The organism is Bacteroides sp. OM05-10AA (genome assembly GCF_003439055.1).
In the GTDB taxonomy this organism is placed as follows: Bacteria; Bacteroidota; Bacteroidia; order Bacteroidales; family Bacteroidaceae; genus Bacteroides; species Bacteroides intestinigallinarum.
The window spans coordinates 1-26,606 of sequence record NZ_QSUR01000054.1; the positions used below are offsets into that span (position 1 = coordinate 1).

16 protein-coding genes are annotated in these 26,606 nt (G+C 42.0%); 7 read left to right on the forward strand and 9 right to left on the reverse strand.

From position 1 onward, the window contains the following. Window positions 1-99 precede the first annotated feature (99 nt). From DXB58_RS25540 to DXB58_RS25575, 8 genes are all read right to left on the reverse strand, one after another. A complete protein-coding gene (locus DXB58_RS25540) occupies window positions 100-1,680 on the reverse strand; it encodes a sulfatase (RefSeq protein WP_122138670.1) in 1,581 nt (526 codons plus the stop codon). Beyond that, the gene (locus DXB58_RS25545) at window positions 1,673-3,166 is read right to left on the reverse strand and encodes a sulfatase-like hydrolase/transferase (protein ID WP_122138671.1); all 1,494 of its coding nucleotides are present in this window, start codon (window positions 3,164-3,166) and stop codon (window positions 1,673-1,675) included. The genes DXB58_RS25540 and DXB58_RS25545 overlap by 8 nt, the downstream gene beginning before the upstream one ends. A 195-nt stretch (window positions 3,167-3,361) precedes the next feature. After that, window positions 3,362-4,492, reverse strand: coding sequence for a DUF1735 and LamG domain-containing protein (locus DXB58_RS25550; protein WP_122138672.1), 1,131 nt, complete (start codon window positions 4,490-4,492; stop codon window positions 3,362-3,364). Between the two features lie 6 nt (window positions 4,493-4,498). Continuing rightward, window positions 4,499-5,431, reverse strand: coding sequence for a glycoside hydrolase family 18 (locus DXB58_RS25555; RefSeq protein WP_122138673.1), 933 nt, complete (start codon window positions 5,429-5,431; stop codon window positions 4,499-4,501). A gap of 29 nt (window positions 5,432-5,460) precedes the next feature. After that, window positions 5,461-7,017 (reverse strand): SusD/RagB family nutrient-binding outer membrane lipoprotein, encoded by a 1,557-nt coding sequence (locus tag DXB58_RS25560; RefSeq protein WP_122138674.1) that lies wholly within the window; start codon window positions 7,015-7,017, stop codon window positions 5,461-5,463. A 13-nt stretch (window positions 7,018-7,030) separates the two neighbouring features. Continuing rightward, window positions 7,031-10,264: a SusC/RagA family TonB-linked outer membrane protein gene (locus DXB58_RS25565; RefSeq protein WP_369907209.1), complete on the reverse strand. Its 3,234-nt coding sequence runs from the start codon at window positions 10,262-10,264 to the stop codon at window positions 7,031-7,033. Between the two features lie 261 nt (window positions 10,265-10,525). Next, window positions 10,526-11,428 (reverse strand): FecR family protein, encoded by a 903-nt coding sequence (locus DXB58_RS25570; RefSeq protein ID WP_009001177.1) that lies wholly within the window; start codon window positions 11,426-11,428, stop codon window positions 10,526-10,528. Window positions 11,429-11,506: 78 nt separating this feature from the next. Beyond that, on the reverse strand, window positions 11,507-12,076 hold the full coding sequence (locus DXB58_RS25575; RefSeq protein ID WP_122138676.1) for an RNA polymerase sigma-70 factor: 570 nt from the start codon (window positions 12,074-12,076) through the stop codon (window positions 11,507-11,509). A 222-nt stretch (window positions 12,077-12,298) separates the two neighbouring features. Here DXB58_RS25575 and DXB58_RS25580 point away from each other — a divergent pair, with 222 nt between their 5' ends. Further along, a complete protein-coding gene (locus DXB58_RS25580; protein ID WP_122138677.1) occupies window positions 12,299-13,261 on the forward strand; it encodes a glycoside hydrolase family 18 protein in 963 nt (320 codons plus the stop codon). 117 nt (window positions 13,262-13,378) lie between these two features. Here the strand turns inward: DXB58_RS25580 and DXB58_RS25585 are convergent, their stop codons facing one another. Continuing rightward, entirely contained in the window at window positions 13,379-17,497 is a 4,119-nt protein-coding gene (locus DXB58_RS25585) for a two-component regulator propeller domain-containing protein (protein ID WP_122138678.1), read from the reverse strand. Between the two features lie 190 nt (window positions 17,498-17,687). Between DXB58_RS25585 and DXB58_RS25590 the strand changes: the two genes are divergently transcribed. From DXB58_RS25590 to DXB58_RS25615, 6 genes are all read left to right on the forward strand, one after another. Further along, the gene (locus DXB58_RS25590) at window positions 17,688-20,819 is read left to right on the forward strand and encodes a TonB-dependent receptor (RefSeq protein ID WP_122138679.1); all 3,132 of its coding nucleotides are present in this window, start codon (window positions 17,688-17,690) and stop codon (window positions 20,817-20,819) included. A 15-nt stretch (window positions 20,820-20,834) separates the two neighbouring features. Next, window positions 20,835-22,685 (forward strand): RagB/SusD family nutrient uptake outer membrane protein, encoded by a 1,851-nt coding sequence (locus tag DXB58_RS25595; RefSeq protein WP_122138684.1) that lies wholly within the window; start codon window positions 20,835-20,837, stop codon window positions 22,683-22,685. 12 nt (window positions 22,686-22,697) lie between these two features. Then, window positions 22,698-23,372, forward strand: coding sequence for a DUF3823 domain-containing protein (locus tag DXB58_RS25600; protein WP_122138680.1), 675 nt, complete (start codon window positions 22,698-22,700; stop codon window positions 23,370-23,372). 77 nt (window positions 23,373-23,449) lie between these two features. After that, entirely contained in the window at window positions 23,450-24,448 is a 999-nt protein-coding gene (locus DXB58_RS25605; protein WP_122138681.1) for a family 43 glycosylhydrolase, read from the forward strand. 84 nt (window positions 24,449-24,532) lie between these two features. Then, entirely contained in the window at window positions 24,533-26,125 is a 1,593-nt protein-coding gene (locus tag DXB58_RS25610) for a glycoside hydrolase family 30 protein (RefSeq protein WP_122138682.1), read from the forward strand. A gap of 110 nt (window positions 26,126-26,235) precedes the next feature. Further along, window positions 26,236-26,568: a virulence RhuM family protein gene (locus DXB58_RS25615; protein WP_122138683.1), complete on the forward strand. Its 333-nt coding sequence runs from the start codon at window positions 26,236-26,238 to the stop codon at window positions 26,566-26,568. Window positions 26,569-26,606: the final 38 nt, after the last annotated feature.

Genomic DNA, 26,606 nt, shown 5'->3' on the forward strand with positions numbered 1-26,606 from the left:
AAGATTTTGAGATAATTGATACGATGATTGAGTTGTGCAACAGGCACCACTACCAAGACCCGGGTGTCAGACAACTCATTTGTGCCTAATTATATTTTCTTACTTGTAGTAGAACTTCTCAAGGACTGTTTGCATTTCAGGATACTTATCATCCGTATCTCCTGTTTCTTTGCGAAGTCTCAATAAATCTTTCTTCATTTGTTTGATGATTGATGCGTACTTCGGATCATTATAAAGATTATGATTCTCGTGCGGATCATTCTGTAAATCGTAGAAATCCCATGCAGGTGTAAATTCGAAGTTTTCCGTGTCGGTCATGCCCAGGTTCTTTGCATAGTAGAAAATGAGCTTGTACCGGTCTGAACGGATGGCAAAATGTGCCGGACGAATGGCATGATTGGTCCAGTAGCGATAATAGATTTCTTTTCGCCAGTCTGACGGGGTCTTTCCTTCGAGGTTGTCGACAAAGCTGCGTCCCTGTACATTATCCATCTTTACTCCGGAGAATTCTGCCAGTGTCGGTGCAAAGTCGACATTTAATACGAGGTCTTTCAGACGTTGTCCTGCAGGAATCTTTTTGGGGTAGCGAATCACGAAAGGCATACGGGCTGATTCTTCATAGAACATTCGTTTGTCGAAGAAACCATGTTCGCCTAAGAAATAGCCTTGGTCGGATACATACACTACGATGGTGTTATCGGCAATTCCCATTTCGTCCAGTGCTTTCAGGAGTTTGCCGATGTTGTCGTCGACGGTGGCTCCACAACGCATATAGTCACGGATCAGTTTCTGATAAGCTGCTCGTCTGGCGGTGGTTCGTTGCATACCTTCCGTGCTGAATGGCAGTCCGGGATAGCGGCACCACCATTTGTCGGGATCTTTCGAAGCTGTTCGCCAGCGGCGTACCAGCTCTTCCAGTTTTTGTCCGATAAAAGAACGTCCGTTTGTTTCCGGTCCCCAGTCCAACAGGTTTTCCGGTTCGGGGAAAGTGACGCCGTCGTAAAGATGTTCCATACGTATCGGATAATCATAAGGTTCGTGAGTGGCTTTGAAGTGGCAGCACATCAAGAAAGGTTGTTTTCCGTCCTGCTGTTTCATCCACCGGATTGCTTTTTGTGTGACGAGATCGGTAGAGAAACCAAGTACCCGTTGACCAAAGTTCCGGTTGCCCGGCCAAGGGTCAGTGCTTTCGATGAAAGTCGGATCACGATATTCTCCCTGGTCGTGGAAGATGGAGTAGTAGTCGAATCCCTGTGGTTGTGACTTGATATGCCATTTTCCGACAAGTCCCGTATGGTAGCCGTTGGCTTGCAGGACGGTTGCCAGTGTAGGGATCGAAGTGTCCAATGAATCTGCCAGTGTGTAAAGTCCGTTCTGGTGACTGTATAGTCCGGTCAGGATGCTGGCACGGCTGGGGGCAGAGATAGAATTGGTGCAGAAACAATTATCGAGGACTACACCTTCGTTGGCGAGCCGGCGGATATTGTTGTTATAGGCATAATCTGCCAGTACTCCACCGTAAATACCCCATGCTTGCGAGGTATGGTCATCGCTTAGAATAAAGAGAATGTTGGGACGTTGTTCGTCCTTTTGTCGGTTTTCTTGTCCGGCTGTTTGGGCATTCAGGATTTGAGTAGCTGTTCCTGCTGTCAGAATCCCAGTTAATAGTAGTTTATTCATAAATATATAATTGTTGCATTTCTTTAAAAGTCAGTTTATGACCGTCCTGCCACCAGTTAGGATCGTTCAGGTTGCAGAAATCATCTTCCTCTTCCATGCGGAAAGCCAGTTGCTTTTTCAATTTATTCGCTTCTTCTCTCTTCTCGGTCAGTAAGTTATGCATTTCCAACGGATCTTTTTGAAGATCGAACAGTTGTTCGGTTATCTTTCCATTCACGTGATAAATGATGTATTTGTAGGAGTCGTTGACAAATGCCCGCTGGATGTTGGAGTAAGCTAGGAACAGCTCTTTACGGTGCGTTGTCCCAGAGTCTTCCAGTACGGGATAGAGCGACTGGGCGTTCATACTTTCCGGCAGGGGGATATTTGCCAGCTCGCAGAGAGTCGGGGCAATGTCGTGCAGATAGCACAGTGATTGGTTCTTTTCTCCTTTTCGGTTTTTGTATGAAGGGGCTATGATGGTGAGCGGCACTTTGACGCTATGGTCATAGAGGTTCTGTTTACCCAATAAGCCGTGTCGTCCTACTGCCAGTCCATTGTCTGAGGCAAAGACGACGATGGTGTTTTCTGCTTGTCCCGTTGCGCGCAATACTTCCATGATACGTCCTATCTGTACATCCACTTCACTTATCATGCCGTAGTAATCGGACAGTTCTTTTTGTATCTGCTGTTCGGTGCGTGGTGCCGGTAGCAGTAATTCGTCGCGTACTCTCATTTCACCGTTATTAAACGGATGTTTGGGAAGAAAGTTGCGGGGGACATCCAGTGTGTCGGGGCTATATTTCCGACCGTAGTTGGGGAGTTGGTTGCGCGGATCGTGTGGAGAGGTGAAAGCCACGTAAGCCAGGAAAGGTTGTTTATCTCCTTTTTGCTTTTGAAGAAACCGGATGGCTGCGTCTGCATACATTTTGGAAGAGAATTCTTCTCCTGTGAATTTCGTTTTCGGTCCATATACCCCTGTGGAGTCGTAATGGTTGAGGTGTGGCGAACAGTGGCCGTTCTGTTCATAAGGATGCATTCCACCGAAATAGATGTTGTCTCCCTCCTGAAAGGAACGGTTGAATGCGGCTTTGTCCGAGTGCCATTTTCCGGTGGCAAAGGTACGGTAACCATGTCGGCGGAATTGTTGCGGGAAGGTGGTATGTGCTTTCGGAATTTTCATACCATCGGATTGAATGTTGTATAGTCCGCGCCCTGTCATGAGCATGGCCCGGCTAGGCATGGACAAGGCTCCGCATAAAGCACCGTTAGTGTACGTGTTTGTGAATGTGACACCTTCGGCAATCAGGCTGTCGATGGCGGGTGTATATACATCTTCGTTTCCCAAAGCATGGATGGAAGACGCCTGCAGGTCGTCCGTCAAGATGAAAAGTACATTGGGCTGTTGAGGGAGCTCTTTGGCAGTCGATTGACACTCGGCGGTTAATGGGCTGAATGCCAACGGTAGACAGCAGGATATAAATGAATACTGGATGGCTGGTTTCATGTTAACAATGGTTGTATTGTTCTATTTAAAAGTGTCTTATAATGTTTTAGACGCGAATTAAGTAGGTAAACGAATTGACGAAATCCGCAGAGGCTACTTAATTCACGTCTAAAGATAGTGAATGTTATTTATATAATACAGTTTCTTTACAAAAAAACTTCATTTATTCAGAATGGATGCTTCTGATAAAGTGGATTAGTTTTTCTTTGTGAAACATTGGTCGGCTCTCCATTCTGTGATTGAACCTGTAGCTATGGTGGCATCATTCTTGTTGCCGGAACTGTCATATACAACATTACCTTGACCCTCGTCCATTTTCCAATAACCGATGAGACTTGGACTGACTGTGACAGGTCCGCCCATATTACTCTGAATTTCTGCTTGTGTGAGAACCCTGTTCCACAGCCGGACTTGTCCCATCATGTGTTCATTTGAAGTGTTGCCATTAAAGAATGTGATTGATGTGATGTCAGCAGGTACACCGGTGGCTTCTACATCTTGCACTTTCTCGCCGTTTGCGTAGAAATGACATTTGCTTTGGTCGTATACCATGGCTACATGTGTCCAGGTTTTCTTTTGGAAATTGAATTTCGTGAAAAATCCTTTGTTGTTTTCTGCGCTCTTACCAAAGATATTGATTTGCATCTGATCTTTCGTGATCTGGTTATTGGCATTACCCAAACGAATGTAGAAGGCAGAACAGTCGATGACACATTGGTTGTTATAACCGAAATCGGCCATCCATATCCAAAATTCTATCGTGAAATAATCCATCGAGAGAGTTGTCACGTTCTCAGATTTGAATCCCCCTCCTCTACCCAGGTAAGGAGTAAACTGAGTCCATGGTTTATCAAGTAATAAAATGTAACTGGCTCCCTGTATCTCTTCCTGGACACTGCCGTCGCTTATCACTCTGATAGGCAATGCATATTTCACTCCTTCGGCAGCTTCATAAGGACTGATAGTTACTACAGTCGGTTTGGCCATAGTCTTTCCGCTTTCGATAATGACCTCTTTTTCAAACGAGTACTTGTCGGCTGGTAATACAGCATAGTCAAGATTCATTTTCTTGTTGTATTCTTGTAGCAGACTTTCATCTACTGCCAGTGTGGCTTGAACATCTTTCCCCATAATGTCGCCTATGCGGACTGTGAAGTCTGTCACTGTTTTTTCACTGACGTTGATGGGCAAGCTCTTTACATTCTTGAAAGCAGCTTCATTGATGTAAATACGGTTCTCTATCGGTTCATATTCTTGCTTACAGCCCATTAAGGCTATAAGAGTGAATGCTCCGGCAAATAATGTATATATTTTATTCTTTCTCATATCATTTTATTTTTTGGCAGGGTTCATGATTTGAATAGCTTGACGCAAGTATTTGTAATTCCTGGAATACTCGTACTCCATGTGGAAACTTCCTATTCCTCCTTTACGGCCTTCGTCTGGATTCCAATAGGCCATTCCCAATAGTGAAGGTATCGTTCCCCGTTCGGGATCTTTGAAATTCACCCCGCCATTAGCGGCGTAACTTTCAAAGTTCTCGGTGACAATGAAACGATTGGAACCTATATACTGCTTTACCCGGTCAAATCTTTCTTGTAATCTGGTAGGGGAACCTGTTGCGTATGCTTGTGCTACAGCGTAATTGGCGTGCTTCCATCCTTCTTCAGTGATAAGATGCACAAAGCCATCTACCATGATGATTTTGTCTGTCCCGATTCTTTGACGGGTTTCTTTTAATAAGGCAGTCATGTTGTCCTTATCGTAAAACAAGTCAGAACCACTACATTCATGGTCGAAATCGATACCATCGTAGCCGTATTTGTGAATAGTGTCTGCTATCGCTTGTGCAGCAGCCGGAATATTAGCGGCGATATTTTCAAATTTCCCGGGGAGATTTGCCATATTGTGTGAGAAAACAGTGAATACAACCCGTGTACCCAGTACTTCTTGAACATATTTCAAATCTTCTTTTTGATAATCTGTCAGACTACCGTAGGGGCCCCAAATGGAGACGATATCTACACTGTCAGGGATACTTTTCAGACTGTAGTACAAGGAGGCTGCACCTTGATTTGACCAACTTCCGAACCATCCGAATGAAAGGGCATGATCGCTCTTCTTGTACTCTCTGAGTGCTGCATAATATTCTTCACCCAATGGCTTCGGTTCGAAGTTCTTGGTATCCATATCAGTCCAGTCATCACAACTAAAGAAATTAGTTGCCAGGAATGCTGCAAATAATATAATGAATATTTTTTTCATGTTGTTTTTATTTTTAATAATCAATCAGATTAGTTTTTCTTAGCCCACCATAGGTCGGTAGCATCTGTGTCTTGTCCGTTCGACAGGAAAGAACAAGCTTCTGTTACATTATCCCCATTACTTGCGTATTCGTCTTCAGAGAAACGCAGACGGCGTTGCTGGCGTTCTTTCGTGACACCTTGTGTAGAGAGATTGTCATAGGCAGGGAACACGGCAGGATATCCGGTACGACGGAAATCAGCCCAAGTTTCATTTCCAATCGGGAAGTTGGCAATCATTTTCTGTGTCAGAATACGTTCCAGGTTCTCTTCTTTGGCGCTGGTGGTAGTAGCAGGATTCCAGGCTACCGGTAATTTGCACGGATTGGTGTAATTATAAGCAGAGTTCAACGGGCATATATAATCTGCCGGAACATTAACGCTGTTAGCTATGTATGTGTCAGCTCCTGATATACTGTGTTCGTTGAATGATAACTGGATGCCTTTTTTATAGAATTCTTCTGCTGTTCCTCCCATAGTCCATCCTTTCAAGGCACCTTCTGCTCTTAGGAAGGCTACTTCGGCAGCGTTGAATATCAGCATAGGAGTCTTGGTTTCTACTTTGACTGTGGAATAGGTGGAGAACATGCCGGTTGTGATACCACTGATTCCCGAACGCACGCCGAGATATTCGTACTCGGGAGATACTGTTGTCTTGGTGAAGTATGCTTCACGGCGCGGGTCACCATATCCGTTCATGAAAGAGACGATACAGGCATTGGCGCGAACTTCGCCCCACGAATTGACGCTTGCGAGTCCGTTTTTGAAGTTGGTCGATCCAATATTGTCGTAAGCATCGCAATCATTACTGTCCATCACTCCATATGGATGTGCTACGGCTTTTTCTGCTATTTCCTGCGCATATTCAGGAACAGCATTGCTGATACGGATAGCTATGCGCAACTTCAGTGAGTTGGCAAATTTTATCCATTTTTTATAGTCTCCCTGATAGATACGGTCTTCTGTGGTCAGTTCGTTAAAACTCGGGTCGGTATTCATCAGTGAAGTAAGCACATCGATGCTGTAGTTCAAATCATCAATCATTGCCTTCCAAGCCGTTTCTTCACTGTCATATCCTACGGAGTACTGTCCGCTTTCCACCTTAGTATAAGGAAGCGGCCCTTGCATGGAGGCGATAATCTGCATGATGTGTACCCGCATGATTTTGGCAAGCGCATAATAATGGCCTGATGCTTCTGAAAAACGTTCGATGGAGAAATAGTTAGGGTAGAAATTCTTGAAATACCAGTCGACAGACCATTTATTCCAGGCGTCATCTACGTTATAGGTATAGAAGTGCTGGCTTCTGCTCCAACTGCTGGTTGGAGTCAGCATCCCCCCGAATGGTCCTGCCCAGAAAGTAATATTTCGCTGGGAGGGGTTTTCTTCTGTGGAAGACATACAAGTAATGAGCTGTGCAAATAACAACCGGGAGTTCAATACAGGGGGCTGGTATTGGTTGGTGTTATAGTCCTCAAATTTTCCTGTACAATTGCACACGAGTAGTACCAGTAGTACTGAACATATAAATTGAGTTATCTTTTTCATGGTTCTTCTCTGTTTAGAAATTAAGTTTTACGCTAAATCCGATGTTACGTGTAGTAGGCTGCATAAAGTAATCATAACTTTGATAGTAGTTAGATTGTGTTGATGCAGTTGCTTCCGGGTCGAAAGGCGCTTTACAATAAATCATCCAAAGATTCTTGCCGACTAATCCGACAGTCATCCTGAGTTTGTCACGGAACCATTTTTGAGGTAATGTGTAACTGAGGTTCAGTTCAGACAAGCGTACGTTGGTAGCACTGTATGTATAATAAGCGGCGTATCCTTTTACTGTATCGAAATATTTTTCAGTGTCTACATATCCGTAATTGGTGGAGATACCACCGGCATCGCGATAGTCGGCGGTTACTTGCGAAACTCCATACTGGTCAAGCGTGCTCTGTGTGCCTGACAAGGCAATACCGCCGAATCGTGCAGTCAGTGTCACTCCCAGGTTTACACCTTTGTATGAGAAGTTGTTGCTCCATCCCATGTTTGATTTCGGCAGGATAGAACCCAGTTTGAATTCCTCAACGGATTCGATTTCAATTTTTCCTTCTTGTGAAACATAGATGTTGTTATTGCCATCCCTCTTGATGCGGTGAGTGGCGTACACGTCGCCGATAGAGCCACCTTTGTATAATTTGACGCGAGCATCAAGATTACCCAGTTGTCCCATTTCATAATTGTCCTTGGTAATCGGTTCTCCGGTCATCGGATTCACGGAACCCTCGGTCAATTTAATGATTTTATTCTGGTTCCAGGAGAACGTCAGGTTGCTGTCCCAAGAGAATCCACCCCATTTGTCACTGTAACCTAAAGCGATTTCCATACCTTCGTTGCGGACATTACCACTCTGTATATATGCTTTGGAATATCCGGACGAAACAGAAAGATCGGCAGTAAAGGTTTGGTTGATAGTGCTCGACCGATAATAGGTCAAATCAAATGAAAGACGATTGTTCAACCATTTTGAGTTGACTCCGACTTCCCATGAACGGGTCTTTTCCGGTTTTAAGTTACGTACCGGATAGATGGAGGTAGATATCCATTTTCCGGAAGCGATATTAAACTCATAAGACGGACGCGTAATGAAACGTTCAAACGAGGTTCCGACTTCTGTATATGAGCCACGTACTTTCAGATATGAAAGCCAGTCCGGCAATTTCACCATACTTGAGATAATTCCCGATAAACCTACGGAAGGATAAAAGAACGAAGAGGCTTCGGAATATGCCAACTGTGATTCCCAGTCGTTACGTCCCGTAACAGTCATATACAGCATGCTTTTGTAACCTACTTCCGCATTGACAAACACGCCTTGCGATTGCTGGATATATCCTGACTGGATTCTCCTGTACTTGGCGGATGTATCTATATTGTGTATGGCAAAGAAGTTGTAAATACCTTCCAGATTACCGCCATGTCCTATTTGCTCTTCTCTCTGGTCGTTGATAGATGCACCGATGTTGGCATTGAAAGACCACATGTTATCGTTGAATGTCTTGGAAATATTCAACATGATATCTCCATAGAAGCTGCTGTATGATTTATGAATATCATAGTAGCCACCATAAGGACTGGCGAACTGTTCGATGGTTGAGGCATGACGTTTGTCAGTCGAACGCATATCCGTCTTGTCATATTTCAGACGTCCGGTGATGTCGATTCCGTCAATGATATTCCATTTCAGGGACGCGTTGGTCATGAAACGTTTCTTCTTGTTTTCACGAACAATACGATTCATCGTCCAGTATGGATTCTGTAATTCCATACTTTGCGTGTCGTAAGGCCAGTATTGTTCGTAGATACCCAGTCCTTCGTTGTAACGCTCGTACATACGGATAGCTTCGAAATTCTCTCCGCGCGGGAATAGGTAGAGAGCAGTCAGCGGATTGAAGTAACGTCCCTGTGCTGTCATATTCCTGTCATTCTGGAAAATCAGGTTAGCTCCGAAATCCAATGTAAGTTTGTCATTCAGGAAAGTAGCGGTATTGCGTCCCGATACGTTGTAGCGTTCGTACTTGTTGTTCGGAAGAATACCTGTCGAGTTGGTTGCCGAAACTGAAACGTACGTCTGGTTCTTTGATGTACCTGTGGAGAGTGATATCGAATTGATGGTATTCACACCTGTGCGGAAGAACTTTTCAGGGTCGTAGTTGCTGTTTACGACGTCACCCCAACTGGCGAATACACCGTCTTTATTACCATATTTGTTTTGCATTTTAGGCAACATGGTAGGGTTGGAGAAAGTAGTACTGCTCGATACACTGATGTTCGTCTTATCTTTCGTTCCTTTCTTTGTATTGATAAGTACTACACCCGAAGCGGCGGCATTACCGTAAAGTGCGGCAGCGGCAGGACCTGTCAGCATATTGATTGATTCAATGTCTTCCGGGTTAATGTCGGCTACGGCATCACTACCCGGCTGATCTGTCAGTAGCCCTGTATCTGTAGATTCGTTTACTACATTGAACATAGGAATACCGTCGATAACGTAAAGTGCGTTGTTTGATTTAGTGATTGACTTCACGCCACGCATGACTACGCGGGCGGCAGAACCTGCACCCGATGCGGAAGAGTTGATGGTTACACCTGCCACTTTACCGGTCAGCGAGTTCATAAAGTTCGCGTCTTTTACGGTAGTGATATCATCAGAAGATAATTGCTGTACGTTGTAACTCAATGCTTTCTCCGAACGTTTGATACCCAAAGCGGTTACCACTACTTGTTCCAGTGCGGTCGCTTCCTCTGTTAAGGAAATATTCAGTCTTGACTGACCGTTGAATACGATATTACGAGTTTGATAACCGACATAAGATATCGTTAGTACGTCACCGATATGTATATTTTCCAAACGGAAATCACCATCGATGGAAGTAATCGTTCCTTTACCATCCTTAGTGGAGATAGAAGCACCGATGACCGGTTCCGAGCCATCGCTCACTACGCCCGTAACGGTGTAGGCTTTCTTTTGTTCTTCTGCCGCTTGTTTCTGGAACAGGACGATACGTTTATCCGAAATACGGAAATCAATAGTTGTGTTTTTCAATAGAGTACTTACGATTTGATTGATATTATTCGAAGTAATTTGTATTGAAGTTCTTTGACTTGTATTAATGTCATTGTTGTAAAAGAAAGAGTATTCACTTTGCTTCTCGATACTTTCAAACACTTTAGTCATAGGAGCATTCGTGAAGTTGAGCTGGATGTCTCGCTTGGTTGTCTGTGCGAGCGCAAAACCGGGAATCATTAAAAGTAATATTGCCGCATAAATGCTTTTTTGAAGCGCTTTTATGGAAGTGTGGCAACATTTTTGATAAGAAATTTGGTACTTTCTTAAGTTTGTCATACTTTTATAAATTAGAAATTAAGGATTGTGGCAATGAGAGCACTGCCATGATTTTTACAAAGTCTTGAAAGCGAGGAAATACTGGTACTATTTTCTCGCTTTTTTTTGTGCTTTTACAGTATTATACCATAGGCTTTTCGGTTTTAATGTTTTACAATCTTGTTATTTTAATATTATATTCTTTCCTTTGTATTCATATTCAAACGGAGTACTGATCTGCATAGTCTTTAAGATTGACTCCAATGATTCGTTTGTATAAAACTCTCCTGTGAAAGATTTACCTATCAATTCATCATTCATAATAATAATCTTTATATTGAATTGCTGTTCCAGGCGTTGGCAGATGTCTAACAGGGGAGTATCGGAAAGTACCCATACATTCTGTGTCCATCGTATCTCGCGACTGGCGTTTGTCAATTCCGTAAGTGATACTCTACCGCTGCTGGTATCATACTTCAGTTGCTGGTTGGGCTTCATCAGTATGTTCTTTTTCCCGGTAACGGCTTCAATGGAACCTTCTATCAGAGTTGCCGTAATCTGCGGAACCAGCGTGCTTGCATTTACATTGAACTTTGTTCCCAGTACTCTGATCTTCAATTCCCCGGCACGTACAATAAATGGATGGCGTTTGTCGTGTGCTACATCAAAGTAAGCCTCACCATCAAGAAATACTTCCCTTGATTTTCCTGAAAAACTTTCCGGATAAGTCAATCGGGAGCAAGTATTCAGGTTGATAATCGTTCCGTCGGGGAGTGTTACCTTCTGTACAATACCGGTATTGTTGCTTGCTACAATAAATGCAGGTTCACTATCCGATACGATATTATACAGCCATCCGCTCATTGCGATTAGCATAGCCACCGTAGCGGCTGCCATCCATATCCGGTAGCGGTTGGCACGCTGGCGGAAAATGTCAATCGAGTTATTGTCGGGTTGAATTCGTGCCATCAGGCGGGAGAATGACTTCTCTGCCGAATGTTCTTTGGGAGGACGGGGTGAATGCAGCTCAATGCCGTCAATCAACTCATCCAATTTGTCAGTTTCTTCTTCTTTTCTAATGCGCATTTTCTTTCGTTTTCTAAAGCTTTATACTATATAGAAAACTGAAGGTGTCAAACTACTAAAAGGAAAAAGCACTTTTTTTTAAATTTTTTCCAGAAACGGCTGAATTGCTTCTTTTATCTTAGCTTTAGCGATTAAAATTTGCCGTTCTACGGTGCAGACTTTTACGTCAAGAGCCTCTGCTATTTCACGGTGGCTCATTTCATCTTCTTTTGCCATCTTGAAAATAATGCGGCAACGTTCCGGCAGTGCAGTAATAGCTTGTTTTACTGCTTTGTGTAGTTCTTTATAGGATAGTTCGTCGAGAGGGGTATGCGTAGAGATGCTTACTTGTAGTTCCGTTTCGGGAATATCGTCTCTTTTCGATATATATCCGCTCTTTAGTACGTTCAGGCATCCGTTACGTATTGCCTGATAAATGTATGGATGGAAATTGGGAATAGAGGTAAGCATGTGTCGATCTTTCCATAAATTATAGAAAACATCTTCCACCACATCTTCCGAAGCGGGTTCTGAACGAAGAAACATCATGGCAAACTGGAATAACCGGTCATAGTAGTGCATATACAACGTACGGAAGGCATCCGAATTGCCTTCAGATACTAATTTTAGTATCTCTTGCTCATTGCTGATACGTTGTGGGTTATTCATAGTTAATAAGTTGCTTATTATACAGTATGCATCTCAGTTTAGTGCACAAAGAAACAGACTTTATTTTGTTTTTCCTAACGTTTTATCAAACGCCCTCCTCTTTTCAGCTTTCATTCAGATACCTTTATGTTGATTTTTGGAAGTAATATAGTGATTTTTGAACATCATTTTGTACAGTTGTTACCTATTTTTGTGCCTGTAATCCATTAATTATTAATCATTATGCTACTACCGAGAAAATTTACATTTTTCCTTTTTTTGTTGCTTGGCGTATCTATTCATGCACAACAAAACTTCTTTGTAAGTTCTTATGTGCGTGGAAATTTCTACAACCGGGGACGTGTCGCAACTGAAAGTCTGCGGGCAAGTGACGACCTTATTTTCTTGAATGTTCATCCTAATAAAGACGGATCACTTTCATTTGAAAATCCGCGTGCATTTCAAGGAAAAGGGGTGACAACTTGGGAAGGATTGATTAAATCGGTTCGTGCAAAAGTAAAAGGTACAAAAACGAAAATACGTCTGGGAGCTTCCAGTGGCGAGTGGAAAGCGATGGTGGCTGATGAGGCTGCTCGTACGGCATTTGCAAAGAATATAAAGACTGTACTGGAAAAGAATAAGCTGGATGGCATTGATCTTGATTTTGAGTGGGCGGAGAATGAGAAAGAATACAAAGATTATAGCCTGGCTATCGTGAAGATGCGGGAGGTGCTGGGAGATCAATATCTATTTAGCGTATCTCTGCATCCTGTTTGTTATAAGATTAGTAAAGAAGCCATTGAAGCCGTTGATTTTATTTCACTCCAATGTTACGGTCCTTCACCGGTTCGTTTTCCGGTAGAGAAATATGATTCGGATATTCAGATGGTACTGAAGTATGGCATTCCCAAAGAGAAACTGGTGGTGGGAGTTCCTTTCTATGGTGTGACAAAAGATAATTCGAAGAAGACAGAGGCTTATTTCAGTTTTGTACAAGAGGGACTGATTACGGAGCCTGCACAAAATGAAGTAATATATAAGGGAGAGAAATATGTGTTTGACGGACAGGACAATATCCGCACTAAGACCCGTTATGCGATGAAGCAAGGACTGAAAGGCATGATGAGTTGGGATTTAGCCACGGATTTGCCACTGGATGATTCTAAATCATTGCTCAAAGCGATGGTTGAAGAATTAAGGAAATGACCTCCCCCACAGGTCGCTAAATTTCCTATTGGGAGGTATCAGAAGAGATTTTTCATTATTGTTCTGAATGACAGAGCAACATGAAAGTAAATTCTACTTCTGATACATCTTCCTTTCTCAAGATTGTTTAATTTGTTTCAGGTAATCTGAAGGAGAGACACCAAATTCTTCCTTAAAGCATTGGCGGAAATATCCCGTACTGTTCATTCCTACTTTATAGGCTATTTCAGAGATATTGAACTTCCCTTCAAGCAGCAAACGTTCTGCATTCTCCATTTTCACTTTCCGGATATATTCGTTGGTCGAGAGTCCTGTAAGTGCTTTCATTTTCCGGTAAAGGGTGGAACCGCTCATGCACATTTTATCAGATAGATAGTTAATATCAATCTTCTCTGAAGAAAGGTTTTCCTCGATTAAAAGGGTGATTTTTTCGATAAACTCATTATCTAATTTGCTTAAAGCTTCGGCAATTACTATACGCTTTTCACTTAAATCTATTTGATTTCCCGGGGTAGATTGCGCCTGGAATTGGGCAACTAACTTTTTCCTTGAATCAAGCAGATTATTGATTCGGCTACGTAACAGAGAAGCACTGAAAGGTTTCGTCAGATAAGAATCGGCTCCTACTTCATATCCTTCTTCTTTATCTTGCAGAGAATCTTTGGCTGTCAGCAGGATAATAGGAATATGGCTGGTGCGCACATCATCTTTTAATTGCTTACATAAAGTGATGCCGTCCATCACAGGCATCATAATATCGCTGACTACAATATCGGGGATACGGCTAAGGGCTTGTTGTTTTCCTTCTTCTCCGTTGTTGGCCGTGATTACCTCGAACGAGTCGGTGAAGGATTCAACTATGTATTTCTGTATTTCTTCATTGTCTTCTACAATCAATAGGATTGGTTTACCGGTATCTAATGTCGCTTCTTGTGAATATTCCAGCTCCGTATTCTGATTCATCTCCTCTTGAACCGGTTCTGTAGAATCTGCATGTAAGGCATTGGGGTAGATATTATCCGTCAGTAAACTGATATAGAACGTACTTCCCTCATTTTGGACGCTTTCTGCACGGATTTCCCCTTCATGTAAGGTGACGAGATTCTTCACTAAAGCCAGCCCGATACCTGTACCGGATGCCTGATGCTTACCGCTTTCCTGATAATAGCGGTCGAAAATATGTGGCAGGGCCTCGGCGGAAATTCCGTACCCTGTATCACTGACTTTAATTTCCGTATAAGCTACCTCATTACGCATGGTCTGATGCAAACTTAGTGTTACGCGCCCTTGTTCCGTATATTTGATAGCATTGGAAATCAGATTGTCCAAAACAATCGTGATGATTTCTTTATCGAAGAAAAGAAACATTTCTTCTTTTTCTATCTGAATCCGGAAATCAATTTTGGTATTTTGATTTAACTCTTTGTATTTAAGCCCTATTTCATAAATCAGAGGGGCAATGTTCCCTTTGCTGACACACAATTTCTTGTTTTGTGTCTCCGTCTTTCGGAACTCCAGTATCTGATTGATTAGATTGAGCAAACGTAGTGCGCTCTGATGGATAACTGATAGTTTCTGGGCTTGTTTTGCAGGAAGCGATGCCTCTTTCTGCATATCTTCGAGAGGGCCGAGGATTAAGGTCAGAGGGGTACGTAGCTCATGCGTGATATTGGTATAGAAACGCAAGCGTTCCTGATTTAATTCCTGTTCCTGCTCGTGGTTTTTCTTTTCCAAAGTATAAAGACTTTCCAGATCTAACTTCTTTTTGTAAGCATGCAAGATAAGATAAATGATGCTGATAGATACCAGGATGTAGATAAGTTTTGCCCACCACGTCAACCAGAGAGGCGGATTGATACGGATGGTCAGGGAAGTGGCTTCTTCCGGCCATTCCTGATTATGTACTCGCGCTTTGATGAAGAATTCATATTTTCCCGGGGGAATGTTGCGGAAAGTGACATTGTTACTTTCATTGACGGTGTACCACGAGTTTTCGAGCCCTTTCAGCATATAAACATACTCTACTTGATTGACGAGAGAATAGTTTTGAACGTTGAATCTCACTCCGAAGCTATTTTGTGCATGACTCAATTCAACGTTTGATCCTTTGGAGAGATTGATAATCATATCATTGTTTTCCAGATTACTCAACCGGCCCAGTATTTTCATCTCTGTGACAATTGCCATTGGGGCCGGTTGTTCATTCATGGTAATGTCAGGATTGAAACAACATACTCCATTGATAGAACCGAAATAAATCTGTCCATTCTTACTTTGTGTTACACAACCGCTTGAGAAACTTCCTGCCGGAACATCGTCAGAGTGGCCATAGTTATAAAAACAGTCTTTATTCGTAACATAGCAACTGATACCTTTATTATTGCTAAACCAGATATTCCCTTTTTTATCTTCTGTTATTGCACAGATATTGGTATTGATTAAGCCATCTTTTCGTTGGTAAGTTTTGTAATTCAGTTCATTAGTCGACAGGAAACAAACTAATCCTTCTCCCGTTCCTATCCACATTCTTTTTTGTTTATCTTGTATGATCTGATTGATGGTGTTAGAACAAAAGCCATCTCTTTGAGTGAACGTCTTGATTTTTTGTAAGTCCGGGGTGTATATGCCAAGTCCGTCTCCGAAAGTTCCAATCCAAAAACGTCCTTTCTCATCTTGGGCTATAGAACGTATAAAATCACTGTGCAGTTCGCTATTATCTGTATTGTAATGCTGTATAATCTTCATGGTTAGAGGGTTTAATACAACAATTCCTCCACTATATCCTACCCAAATGTTATGCTGGGCATCTTCATAGATCGTACGGACGTCTAGATTAGATTGTCCCATGAGGGAGATGGAACGGAATCTTTTATTCCGGCTATCATAATAGCTGATTCCTCCTTGGTAGGAACCGAACCATAAATTCCCTTTTGAATCTTGTAAAGAAGCTAATATAAAATTCGAAGGAATGTCCCCACTCTCTTTTCTATAAATAGCAATACGTTTCTCTCCTTCAAATACATTAATACCTCCTCCATCTGTTCCGATCCAAACCCGTCCTTGTCTGTCCATACAAAGACTGCTGGCTACTTTGTTGTTTAGGCTGTTTTCATTGTTTGGAATCGGAGAATAGCTTAACGTGGTGAACAAAGGAGGTTTACTACTAATAAAGTTGATGCCTCCTCCCCATGTTCCTATCCAGATATTGTCGAAAGAATCCTGGAATATACATCGAGCGCTTGCATTAGAGAGGCTTCGACTATCATCACCCTCCTGTATGTATTCAATAGAAAGCTCCTCTGGCGAGAGAAACATACCCTGTTTCAGGTTTAATATGGCAATACCATTGAGCTCTGAAGCAATCCAGAGCCTATTATCTTTTAATTGCCGGATAGATAATATGCGACTGCATAAAGTGGCATACTTGTCATTCTTATTATTTCTGAATGTGATAAAGTTTTCATTAGCAGCATTGTATAGAGCCAATCCATTATTTGTTCCTAACCAGATGTTACCGTTTGCATCTTTTATGATACAAAACACATCATTACCGGGCAAACTTGCCGGATTTCCCGTTTCATTCTGGAAATTCTTTACGCTTTTATCTTTGAGAGAAAAAATACTGAATCCGCTTCCAACATGGCCGATATACAAATTGTTGTCTCCTCCGTCCAATACTGTCCATGTCTGATTGGAGGGCAGACTAGGCACCGTACTCTTATTATAATGTGTGAATTGCCCATTATTAATATTTAGATATTCTATACCTCTATAATAGGTGCTGACCCATAAACCATCATCGTTTTGGGTGGAAGGAGAGATATCCGTTACATCATTTGTAATCAGGCTGTGTGGATTTTCCGGGTTATGTTGGTAGGCGGTAAATGTTTGTTCGTCATAATTGTATGCATTTAGTCCGTCTCGTTGAGTGGCTATCCAAATGATGGGACGTTTGGAATCAGCATACACCCGGTTGAGTTCGTTGCCGGTGATTCCCTGATTGTTATGTGGCAAATCATTTTTATAATAAGTAATGAAGCGGGTGCCGTCAAATTTATTAAGTCCTTCTTCTGTAGCAAACCATAAAAAGCCTTGTTTATCTTGTGTAATACTGACTACATAATTATTGGATAATCCTTGTTCTATTCCCAGTCGTTTTACAGAATGAGACTGGGCTGTCAATTGAAGAATGGACAACAAGGATAAAAATAAAGTAGAAGCAATGTGTTTTTTCATAACTCGTGCTTATTTGTTTCAATTATCAGCTCAAAAATAAGAATAAATATTTTATTTAGAGTATGTAAATCGTTCATTGCACGATTTGCATAGCTCTTCTGCATGATTTTTGCTTATTTCATTTATATCAATATTCTATATTTGCATCGGAAAAAACAACAAAAAATGTTTAATCTTTAAATTCTAATTTATGAGGTATGTAAGAATCTTATGCATGTGTGTCGTACAGTTGCTTCTGTCAGCTGCAGCATCTGCACAAACACAAGTTACAGGACATGTGGCCGATGTGAGAGGAGAGGATATCATTGGTGCCAATGTTACTGTCAAAGGAACTTCTAATGGAACCATTACCGATATCGATGGTAACTTCACAATTAATGTAGATGATAAAAATGCCACATTGGCAATTTCGTTCATCGGTTATAAGACTAAAGAGATGAAGATAGGCGAAAAGGCACATCTTCAAATCGTTCTTGAAGAAGATACGGAAACTTTGGATGAAGTTGTGGTGGTGGGCTATGGTACACAAACCAAGAAAAGTCTGACCGGAGCCATCAGTGATGTTAAGTCTGATGCGTTGACGCGTTCTGTTTCTACGACCACTGCGGGAGCCTTATCCGGTAAGATAGCAGGTGTGTCTACACGTGCTGTGGATGCCCGTCCGGGTAGAGGTATCAATCTTGAAATCCGTAATATGGGTAGCCCCCTGTTTGTAATCGACGGTATTCCTTATGGTGGAATGAACAGCCGTGACTGGTTGCAGGCATCGGATGTTTCCGGTAGCGATGTGTTTAATGCTCTGAATATCGAGGATATCGAGAGTATCACAGTCTTGAAGGATGCTTCTGCTGCTATTTACGGTTTGCGTGCATCAAATGGTGTAGTTTTGGTAACTACCAAGAAAGGTAAAAAGAATGATAAGGTAAGCATCAATGTAAATGGATACTATGGTTGGCAGAATCTGACCCGTTTCCCCGAATTGGCAAATGCAGGACAATATGTAAGAGGTTTGGCTGAAGCAGCACAGAATAGAGGTGAAGATCCAAGCAAATTATATAGTCCCGAGGAACTTGCTAAATGGGAAGCTGGTACCGAACCGGGATATAAGAGCTATGACTATTATGATATGGTAATGAGAAAAAATGTACCTCAATACCACATCAATGCGAATGTGACAGGTGGCTCTGAAAAGACCAACTATTATCTTTCTGTAGCTCATACTGGACAAGATGCGATGATGCCTGACTTTAAATATGAGCGTACCAATCTTCAGTTGAATATTGATACTAAGATAACAGACCGTTTTACAATAGGTGCACAGATTAGCGGTAAGTATGAAAAGAGTGAAGACGTAGGTTTGCCGGGTGGTGACGGTTATTATTCGGCTATATTGGCTATGTTCAAAATGCAGCCTATCGAAAGCCCTTATGCCAATGATAATCCGGAATATATCAATAATGTACATGAGAATGGTTACAATCCAGCTGCTTTCAGTCGTGACATTGCCGGTTACAAAGATAATTTGACTCGTAATGCCAATATCAATGCTTATGCGCAGTATGATTTCTCTTTCGGTTTAACTGCAAAAGCTACGTTCTCATACAATTACACCAACAGCCGTTTCGATGGTTATCAATATGCTTATCAAATCTATACATACGATAAGGAGAAAGATACTTATAACGGGACACCTGCTACAGGACGTTGGAGAAATCAAATAGATCGTAGTGTCCCTGCGCGTTATATGCAATTGCAATTGAATTATGCAAAACAGATTAAGAACCATAATATCTCGGCAGTTTTGGGTTACGAAGCTTCCGATTATGATTGGAGTAAGAAAACGTATGGTACCGAACCTTCTACTGATTATCTGCCTTTATTGCAGTTTGATGAAATCAATAGTTTCGGTGATGAGTGGAGTTACGAAGCACGTGCCGGATGGATTGGCCGTATCAATTACGACTTTGCCCACAAATATCTGATTGAATTATTGGCTCGTTATGACGGTTCTTATCTCTATGCAGCTAATAACCGTTGGGGATTCTTCCCGGGTGTGTCTGTAGGTTGGAGAATCTCGGAAGAGAAATTTTTTGAAAAGCTGCGACCGGTTGTAGATGATTTGAAGATTCGTGCTTCTATCGGTCAGACAGGTACAGAGAAGGATGTAAAACTGTTCGATTACTTGAGTGGTTATACGTGGAATAATGGTAATGCAGTATTGGATGGTGAACTGGTGACCGGACTGAACCAGAGAGGACTACCTATTACTAACTTATCCTGGACTAAGAATACGACATCGAATATCGGTTTTGACCTGACTATGTTCAATAATCGTTTGAAGATTACAGCCGATGCTTTCCGCAAGGATATTACCGGTGTACCGGCTGCCCGTTATGATGTATTGCTTCCGAGTGAAGTGGGATATACATTGCCTAATGAGAACTTGAACAAACAAGCATATATCGGTGCGGAAGGTATGGTTACATGGACCGATCATATTGGTGATTTGAACTATACCGTAAGCGGTAACTTTACTTTCTCACGTTATAAGAGCATTGAGACTTATAAACCGCGTTTTAATAACTCTTGGGATGAATACCGCAATTCTGCGGAAGGCCGTTGGGGAGGTATCTATTGGGGATATCAGGTAATTGGCCAGTTCCAGTCGGAAGAAGAAATTCGTAATTATCCGGTAAATTTGGATGGAAATAATAACCGGACACTGCTTCCCGGTGACTTTATCTATAAAGATGTAAATGGTGATGGTATTATCAACAGTATGGATGAGCGTCCTATCGGTTATCCGGAAGGCTGGGCGCCTATCATGTCGTTTGGTGGTAATATCGGTTTGGCGTGGAAGGGTATTGACTTGAATATCGACCTTTCCGGTGGTGCTATGCAAGGATGGAGACAAAACTATGAATTGGCTAATGCATATCATGGAAATGGAAACTCACCGGTTTATCTATTGGAAGACCGTTGGCACCGTGCCGACTTGTACGATCCGGAAAGTGAATGGATACCGGGACGTTATCCGGCCATCCGTAAAGGTGAGTTCAGCTATAACAATAAGAATAGTGACTTCTGGTTGCACAATGTACGCTATCTCCGTATTAAAAACTTGGAAGTGGGTTATAGCTTGCCGTCACAACTGTTGAGACCGATTCGTGCACAGAAGGTACGTATTTATGCTAATGTTTCTAACTTGTGTTCGTTCGACAATGTGGGTAAGTTTGGAGTCGATCCTGAAATTACTGCCGCAGCTGCAGTGGTATATCCGCAACAACGTACATTCCTTCTTGGATTTAATATTACATACTAAAAAATGAACGCTATCATGAAAAGCAAATCTATAAAAATAGTTCTGTTGGGAGCCGTCCTTACTTCCATGTTATCGGGTTGCGGCGACAGCTGGTTCGAAAGAGATCCCAAAAATATTCTTACCAATGAGTTGGTATGGAACGATCCGAACATGATTAAATCACAGCTAGCCAATTTATATAATCGTATTCCACAGTTACACGGTGACTTCAATACCGGTGGTATGTGCGAAACGGATGATGCTATGTACTGTGGCACGCTGGATCAGAATTATCGTAATGAATTACGTTATGGCAACGACTACGGACGTTGGTGGGATTATGGATTGATACGAGACATCAATATGTCTATTGAGAATATCGACAAATATGGAACAGATATTTCAGCAGATGACAAGTTACAGTTCAAAGCTGAATTTCGCTTTATCCGCGCTTACGTTTATTTTGAGCTTGTAAGACGTATGGGTGGTGTACCATTGATTACAACTACTTTGGAGTATGATTTTAGCGGAGATCCTTCTTACTTACGTAATCCACGCGCCAAGGAGCACGAAATATATGACTTTGTATACAGTGAATGTGAAGAGATCAAGTCGCAACTGGGTAATAAAGGTAGTCAAAGTCGTGCCAATTACTACACTGCATTGGCATTGGAGAGCCGTGCTATGTTGTATGCCGGTTCTATTGCCAAATACAATGCGCTGAAAACTCCTAATATTGTAACGTCTGGCGGAGAAGTGGGTATTCCGGCCGATATGGCAGACGATTATTATCGGAAGTCGTTGGCTGCTTCGCAAGAAATTATCACAAAAGGCGGATATGAACTTTATGAAAAGGAGTCGGATAAAGGAGTGAACTTCTATAAAATGTTTATGGACAAGACACTAAATAAGGAAGCTATTTGGGTGAAAGATTATAAGAATCCTTTGAAAGTGCATAGCTTCGGTTATGATAATGTAGTCCATCATTTGAGAGAAGATAACGATAATTCTTCTTGCATCGGCCCATCTTTAGGATTGGTAGAAGCATTTGATTATTTGGATGGAGCTCCGGGAACTTTACATTATAAGAATGGTAATGACTATGTAGTATATGATACTCCGAGTGATATCTTTGCCAATAAAGATGCACGTTTGTATGGTACGATCGTCTATCCGGGCTCAAAGTTCAGAAATCAGGATGTAGATATTCAGGCAGGAGTGGCAGTATGGAATGATAAGACGGGTTCTTATGATTTACTGACAGATTCGAAATTGGGAAGTGCTTATGACGATAATAAAACTTTTGTCGGCCAGGATGGTCCCCAGACTAATAGTCCTAACGTGAGCAATACCGGATTTTATATCCGTAAGTTTATCAGTGAGGCATCCGGTTATACTCTCCGTAACTATGCTGAAAACTGGTGGCCTTGGTTCCGTCTGGGTGAAATCTATTTGAATGCTGCCGAAGCTGCTTTCGAATTGAATGACGAGCCGACAGCTTTACCCTACATCAACCGCTTGCGTCAGCGTGCCGGTTTCCCGGCCAACAGCCTGACAAGCCTGACAATAGAAAAGATTCAGAACGAACGTCGTGTGGAACTGGCTTTCGAAGATCACCGTTATTTTGATATGAAACGATGGAGAATAGCTGATATCACCTGGAACGGAAATACAGATAACGATAAAGCGATCGTTTACGGTTTATATCCTTATCGTATTGCCAAACCAAAACCGGGAACATCGGATCAGGACAAGTACATTTTTGTAAAGACAAAATCCGAACGTTTCAAGGTGGCAAGAACCTTCCAGCAGTCTAACTATTATTCATTCATTGCTGATGATGTAATTAATAACAATCCGACGATTGTGAAGAATCCATTCCAATAAAAATAAGAGATTATGAAAAAGATTATACCTTTCTTTATTATGATATGTTGTTTGTTGGCAGTAAGCAGTTGCAGCTACGACAACTTTGAGGAACCTAAGGCTACATTGACCGGAAGAGCAATTTATGACGGTGAAGCAGTAGGGGTTAGAAGCGGAAGTTCAGAGTTTGCTTTATTCCAGGACGGTTATGCTTTGCATGGCTCTATTCCGGTGTATGTTGCGCAGGACGGAAGCTATTCCGTGTCCCTTTTCAATGGTGATTATAAATTGGTGCGTATGGGTAATGCTCCTTGGGAAAGACCTTCTAATGACACAATTTATATTACAGTGAAAGGAAACACTGTGCAGGATATTCCTGTGACACCGTATTTCTTTGTCAGAAACGTATCTTTTGCTAGAAACGGCAACAAGGTTACCGCACGGTTTACTATTAATAAGGTAGTTGCCGATGCCAATCTGGAGAATGTAGGTATCTATTTGGGAACAGGTATCCTGACGGATGAGAAACAAAAGGAAGCGGAGTTGGCGTTGGGTAATACCGTTTCACTCAATCAGGAGAACACTGCTGAAATTGAGATTCCAAGTGGCTTACTCAATGAATCCTATCTTTACGCTCGTGTCGGAGTTAAATCAGACAAATCATCGGAATATTGTTACAGTCAATCTATTAAAGTAGCATTGAAATAAATAGTATCAAGAATGTAAATACCGGAGGGGGAGTATCACAACCTGATATTTCCCCTTTTTATCCAACTCATGAAAATATGATAGTACCTATTAAACAAACTTTGATTATAATCGGCTTGATGTTGGCAGTGACGCTGCCTGCTTTCGCGTTATCTGGTAATCCTGTGTTGCCAGGTTTCCATGCTGATCCTGAAATTTTATATTCCAACAAGACTAAGAAATACTATATCTATTCCACTACAGACGGACAGCCCGGATGGGGTGGTTGGTATTTTACCGTTTTTTCGTCTGTAGACTTAAAGAATTGGAAGGATGAAGGGACAATGCTGGATTTGAAATCAGATCAGGTACCTTGGGCGAATGGTAATGCATGGGCACCTTGTATGGAGGAGAAGTTGATTGGAGGAAAATATAAATACTTCTTTTACTACAGCGGTAATCCGAATGCAGGTGGAGGAAAACAGATTGGAGTAGCTACGAGCGATTCTCCTACGGGGCCGTTTGTTGATTTAGGGCATCCCATTGTAACGGATTCACCCACCGGAAACGGTCAGCAAATAGATGTGGATGTGTTTACCGATCCGGTTTCGGGGAAGTCTTATCTGTATTGGGGAAATGGCTATATGGCAGGTGCGGAACTGAATGAGGATATGGTTTCCATTAAGAAGGAAACGATTACAGTGATGACTCCTGAAGGAGGGACTTTGCAGGATTATGCTTATCGTGAAGCTGCTTATGTGTTCTACCGTAACGGACTTTACTATTTCATGTGGTCGGTAGATGATACAGGGTCTCCCAATTATCATGTAGCTTATGGCACTTCAACCTCACCTTTGGGACCAATTAAAGTGGCTAAGAATCCTGTTATACTGATTCAAAACCCGGAAAAGGAAATATACGGTCCTGCTCATAATGCTGTTTTGCAAGTTCCCGGCACTGATAAGTGGTATATTATTTATCATCGCATTAATAAGAATTATCTCAAAAGTGATCCCGGTGTTCATCGTGAAGTATGTATAGATCGTATGGAATTTAATGAAGATGGGAGCATTAAGCAAGTAATACCCACTCCTTAATAATATCTTTCCTGATTTCGGTAGATGGTCAGGTTGTTTCAGGACGGAATTGTATTGTATGATTTGAATAATGAAAGATTATAGATGAATAGGATTATAGGTAAAAAGAGAGTAGTGATTTTAGGTTTTCTGTTTGTATGTGTGGCGGGTGGATGTTCTCAATCTGTTCCTGATGTAAGTTATCAGATAGAAACGGATAAGCCTTGTCAAACGATGGCATATTTCAGTGCTTCAGATGCCTGGAGTATGCAGTTTATCGGACTTTGGCCAGAAGAGAAACAAAACCAGGTAGCCGATTGGCTGTTCAGTACGGAGAATGATGCGAACGGACAGCCGAAAGGTATCGGCCTGTCCCTCTGGCGTTTCAATGTCGGTGCCGGTAGTGCGGAACAAGGGGAGGCTAGTCAGATTGCTTCTCCCTGGATGCGAGCCGAGTGTTTCCTGAACGCGGATGGAACGTACGACTGGAACAAGCAACAGGGACAACGCAATTTTCTGAAACTGGCAAAGGAACGGGGAGTCAATAAATTCCTGGCTTTCCTGAACTCGCCTCCCGTACATTATACACAGAACGGATTGGCAACCAATACCGGTCGTGGAGGTACGGCAAATCTGAAGCCGGATTGTTATGAAAAGTACGTCCGTTTTCTGGCAGATGTAGTACAGGGAGTAGAAGAACATGATGGCATCAAGTTCAACTACATCTGTCCTTTCAACGAACCGGACGGACACTGGAATTGGGTAGGACCGAAACAAGAAGGTTGTCCGGCAACCAACAAAGAAGTAGCTCATACTGTCCGTTTGTTAAGCAAAGAATTTGTAAGCCGGAATATGGATACGCAGATTTTGGTGAATGAATCTTCCGATTATCGCTGTATGTTCCGCACTCACGAAACAGATTGGCAACGGGGTTATCAGATTCAAGCCTTTTTCTGTCCGGATAGTGTAGATACATATTTAGGAGATACTCCGAATGTTCCCCGCCTGATGCTTGGTCATAGCTATTGGACAACGACTCCGTTAAGCGAATTGCGTAATATCCGCTGCCAGTTGCGGGATACCTTAGATAAACATCAAGTTGGCTTCTGGCAAACGGAGACTTGCATCATGGGTAATGATGAAGAAATTGGTGGTGGAAATGGTTTCGATCGTACAATGAAGACAGCGCTCTATGTAGCACGTATCATTCATCATGATATTGTATATGCCAGAGCTGAAAGCTGGCAATGGTGGCGTGCCATTGGCGGTGACTACAAAGACGGACTGATTCGCGAGTACACTACTGACGATAACTTCTTGGATGGTAGAGTAGAAGATTCTAAACTGATGTGGGCTTTAGGAAATTATAGCCGTTTTATCCGTCCGGGAGCAGTCCGGCTATCCGTTTCGGCTTTCGATCAAACAAACGCTTTCATTCCTGATGGCGACACCGACCAACAAGGATTGATGTGTTCTGCTTACAAAAACGTAGATGGAACGTATGTGATAGTCGTTATAAACTATGCCAATGAGGAAAAAGAGTTTTCTATTCATAAAGAAAAAGTAGGAAATACGCAATGGCAGATTTATCGTACTTCGGATAAAGAAGGGGAAAATTTGCTTCCGGTGAGGACAGTGAAAAGTGGAAAAATAGTTCAGATTCCGGCGCGTTCTATTGTAACGCTTCAGAGCAAATAATTAAAAACGGCTTTATATTTTTATTTCTTTTTGAAAGTTGTACATTTGTGTGTCCGTCCATTGCTACGAAGGTAATGGACGGACACAATGCATAAATAAGGAGGCATTTTATGGACAATAGAGGAGAAATTGTCATTTATCAGACGAAGGATGGGAAAACTTCCATTGATGTGAAGTTGGAGAATGAGACGGTGTGGCTGAATCAAGCTCGAATGGCGGAGTTGTTTCAAACGGATAGAACTTCCATAGTGAAGCATGTTAATAACATCTATAAGTCGGAAGAGTTGGAGAAAGACTCAACTTGTGCAAAAATTGCACAAGTTCAGATGGAGGGGAATCGGACTATCAAGCGTCACATTATTTATTATAATCTTGATATGATTATTTCTGTCGGTTATAGGGTCAATTCCATGCGTGGCACCCAATTCCGTATTTGGTTATGAAGAGTCGGAGATTATGTAAAGAGAAAGGACCGTACTAT

Coding starts and splice junctions, on each gene's coding strand:
- DXB58_RS25610 (WP_122138682.1), top strand. CDS start 24,533: ATGAATAGGATTATAGGTAAAAAGAGAGTAGTGATTTTAGGTTTTCTG.
- DXB58_RS25550 (WP_122138672.1), bottom strand. CDS start 4,492: ATGAGAAAGAATAAAATATATACATTATTTGCCGGAGCATTCACTCTT.
- DXB58_RS25590 (WP_122138679.1), top strand. CDS start 17,688: ATGAGGTATGTAAGAATCTTATGCATGTGTGTCGTACAGTTGCTTCTG.
- DXB58_RS25575 (WP_122138676.1), bottom strand. CDS start 12,076: ATGAATAACCCACAACGTATCAGCAATGAGCAAGAGATACTAAAATTA.
- DXB58_RS25570 (WP_009001177.1), bottom strand. CDS start 11,428: ATGCGCATTAGAAAAGAAGAAGAAACTGACAAATTGGATGAGTTGATT.
- DXB58_RS25555 (WP_122138673.1), bottom strand. CDS start 5,431: ATGAAAAAAATATTCATTATATTATTTGCAGCATTCCTGGCAACTAAT.
- DXB58_RS25600 (WP_122138680.1), top strand. CDS start 22,698: ATGAAAAAGATTATACCTTTCTTTATTATGATATGTTGTTTGTTGGCA.
- DXB58_RS25565 (WP_369907209.1), bottom strand. CDS start 10,264: ATGATTCCCGGTTTTGCGCTCGCACAGACAACCAAGCGAGACATCCAG.
- DXB58_RS25595 (WP_122138684.1), top strand. CDS start 20,835: ATGAAAAGCAAATCTATAAAAATAGTTCTGTTGGGAGCCGTCCTTACT.
- DXB58_RS25605 (WP_122138681.1), top strand. CDS start 23,450: ATGATAGTACCTATTAAACAAACTTTGATTATAATCGGCTTGATGTTG.
- DXB58_RS25615 (WP_122138683.1), top strand. CDS start 26,236: ATGGACAATAGAGGAGAAATTGTCATTTATCAGACGAAGGATGGGAAA.
- DXB58_RS25540 (WP_122138670.1), bottom strand. CDS start 1,680: ATGAATAAACTACTATTAACTGGGATTCTGACAGCAGGAACAGCTACT.
- DXB58_RS25585 (WP_122138678.1), bottom strand. CDS start 17,497: ATGAAAAAACACATTGCTTCTACTTTATTTTTATCCTTGTTGTCCATT.
- DXB58_RS25580 (WP_122138677.1), top strand. CDS start 12,299: ATGCTACTACCGAGAAAATTTACATTTTTCCTTTTTTTGTTGCTTGGC.
- DXB58_RS25560 (WP_122138674.1), bottom strand. CDS start 7,017: ATGAAAAAGATAACTCAATTTATATGTTCAGTACTACTGGTACTACTC.
- DXB58_RS25545 (WP_122138671.1), bottom strand. CDS start 3,166: ATGAAACCAGCCATCCAGTATTCATTTATATCCTGCTGTCTACCGTTG.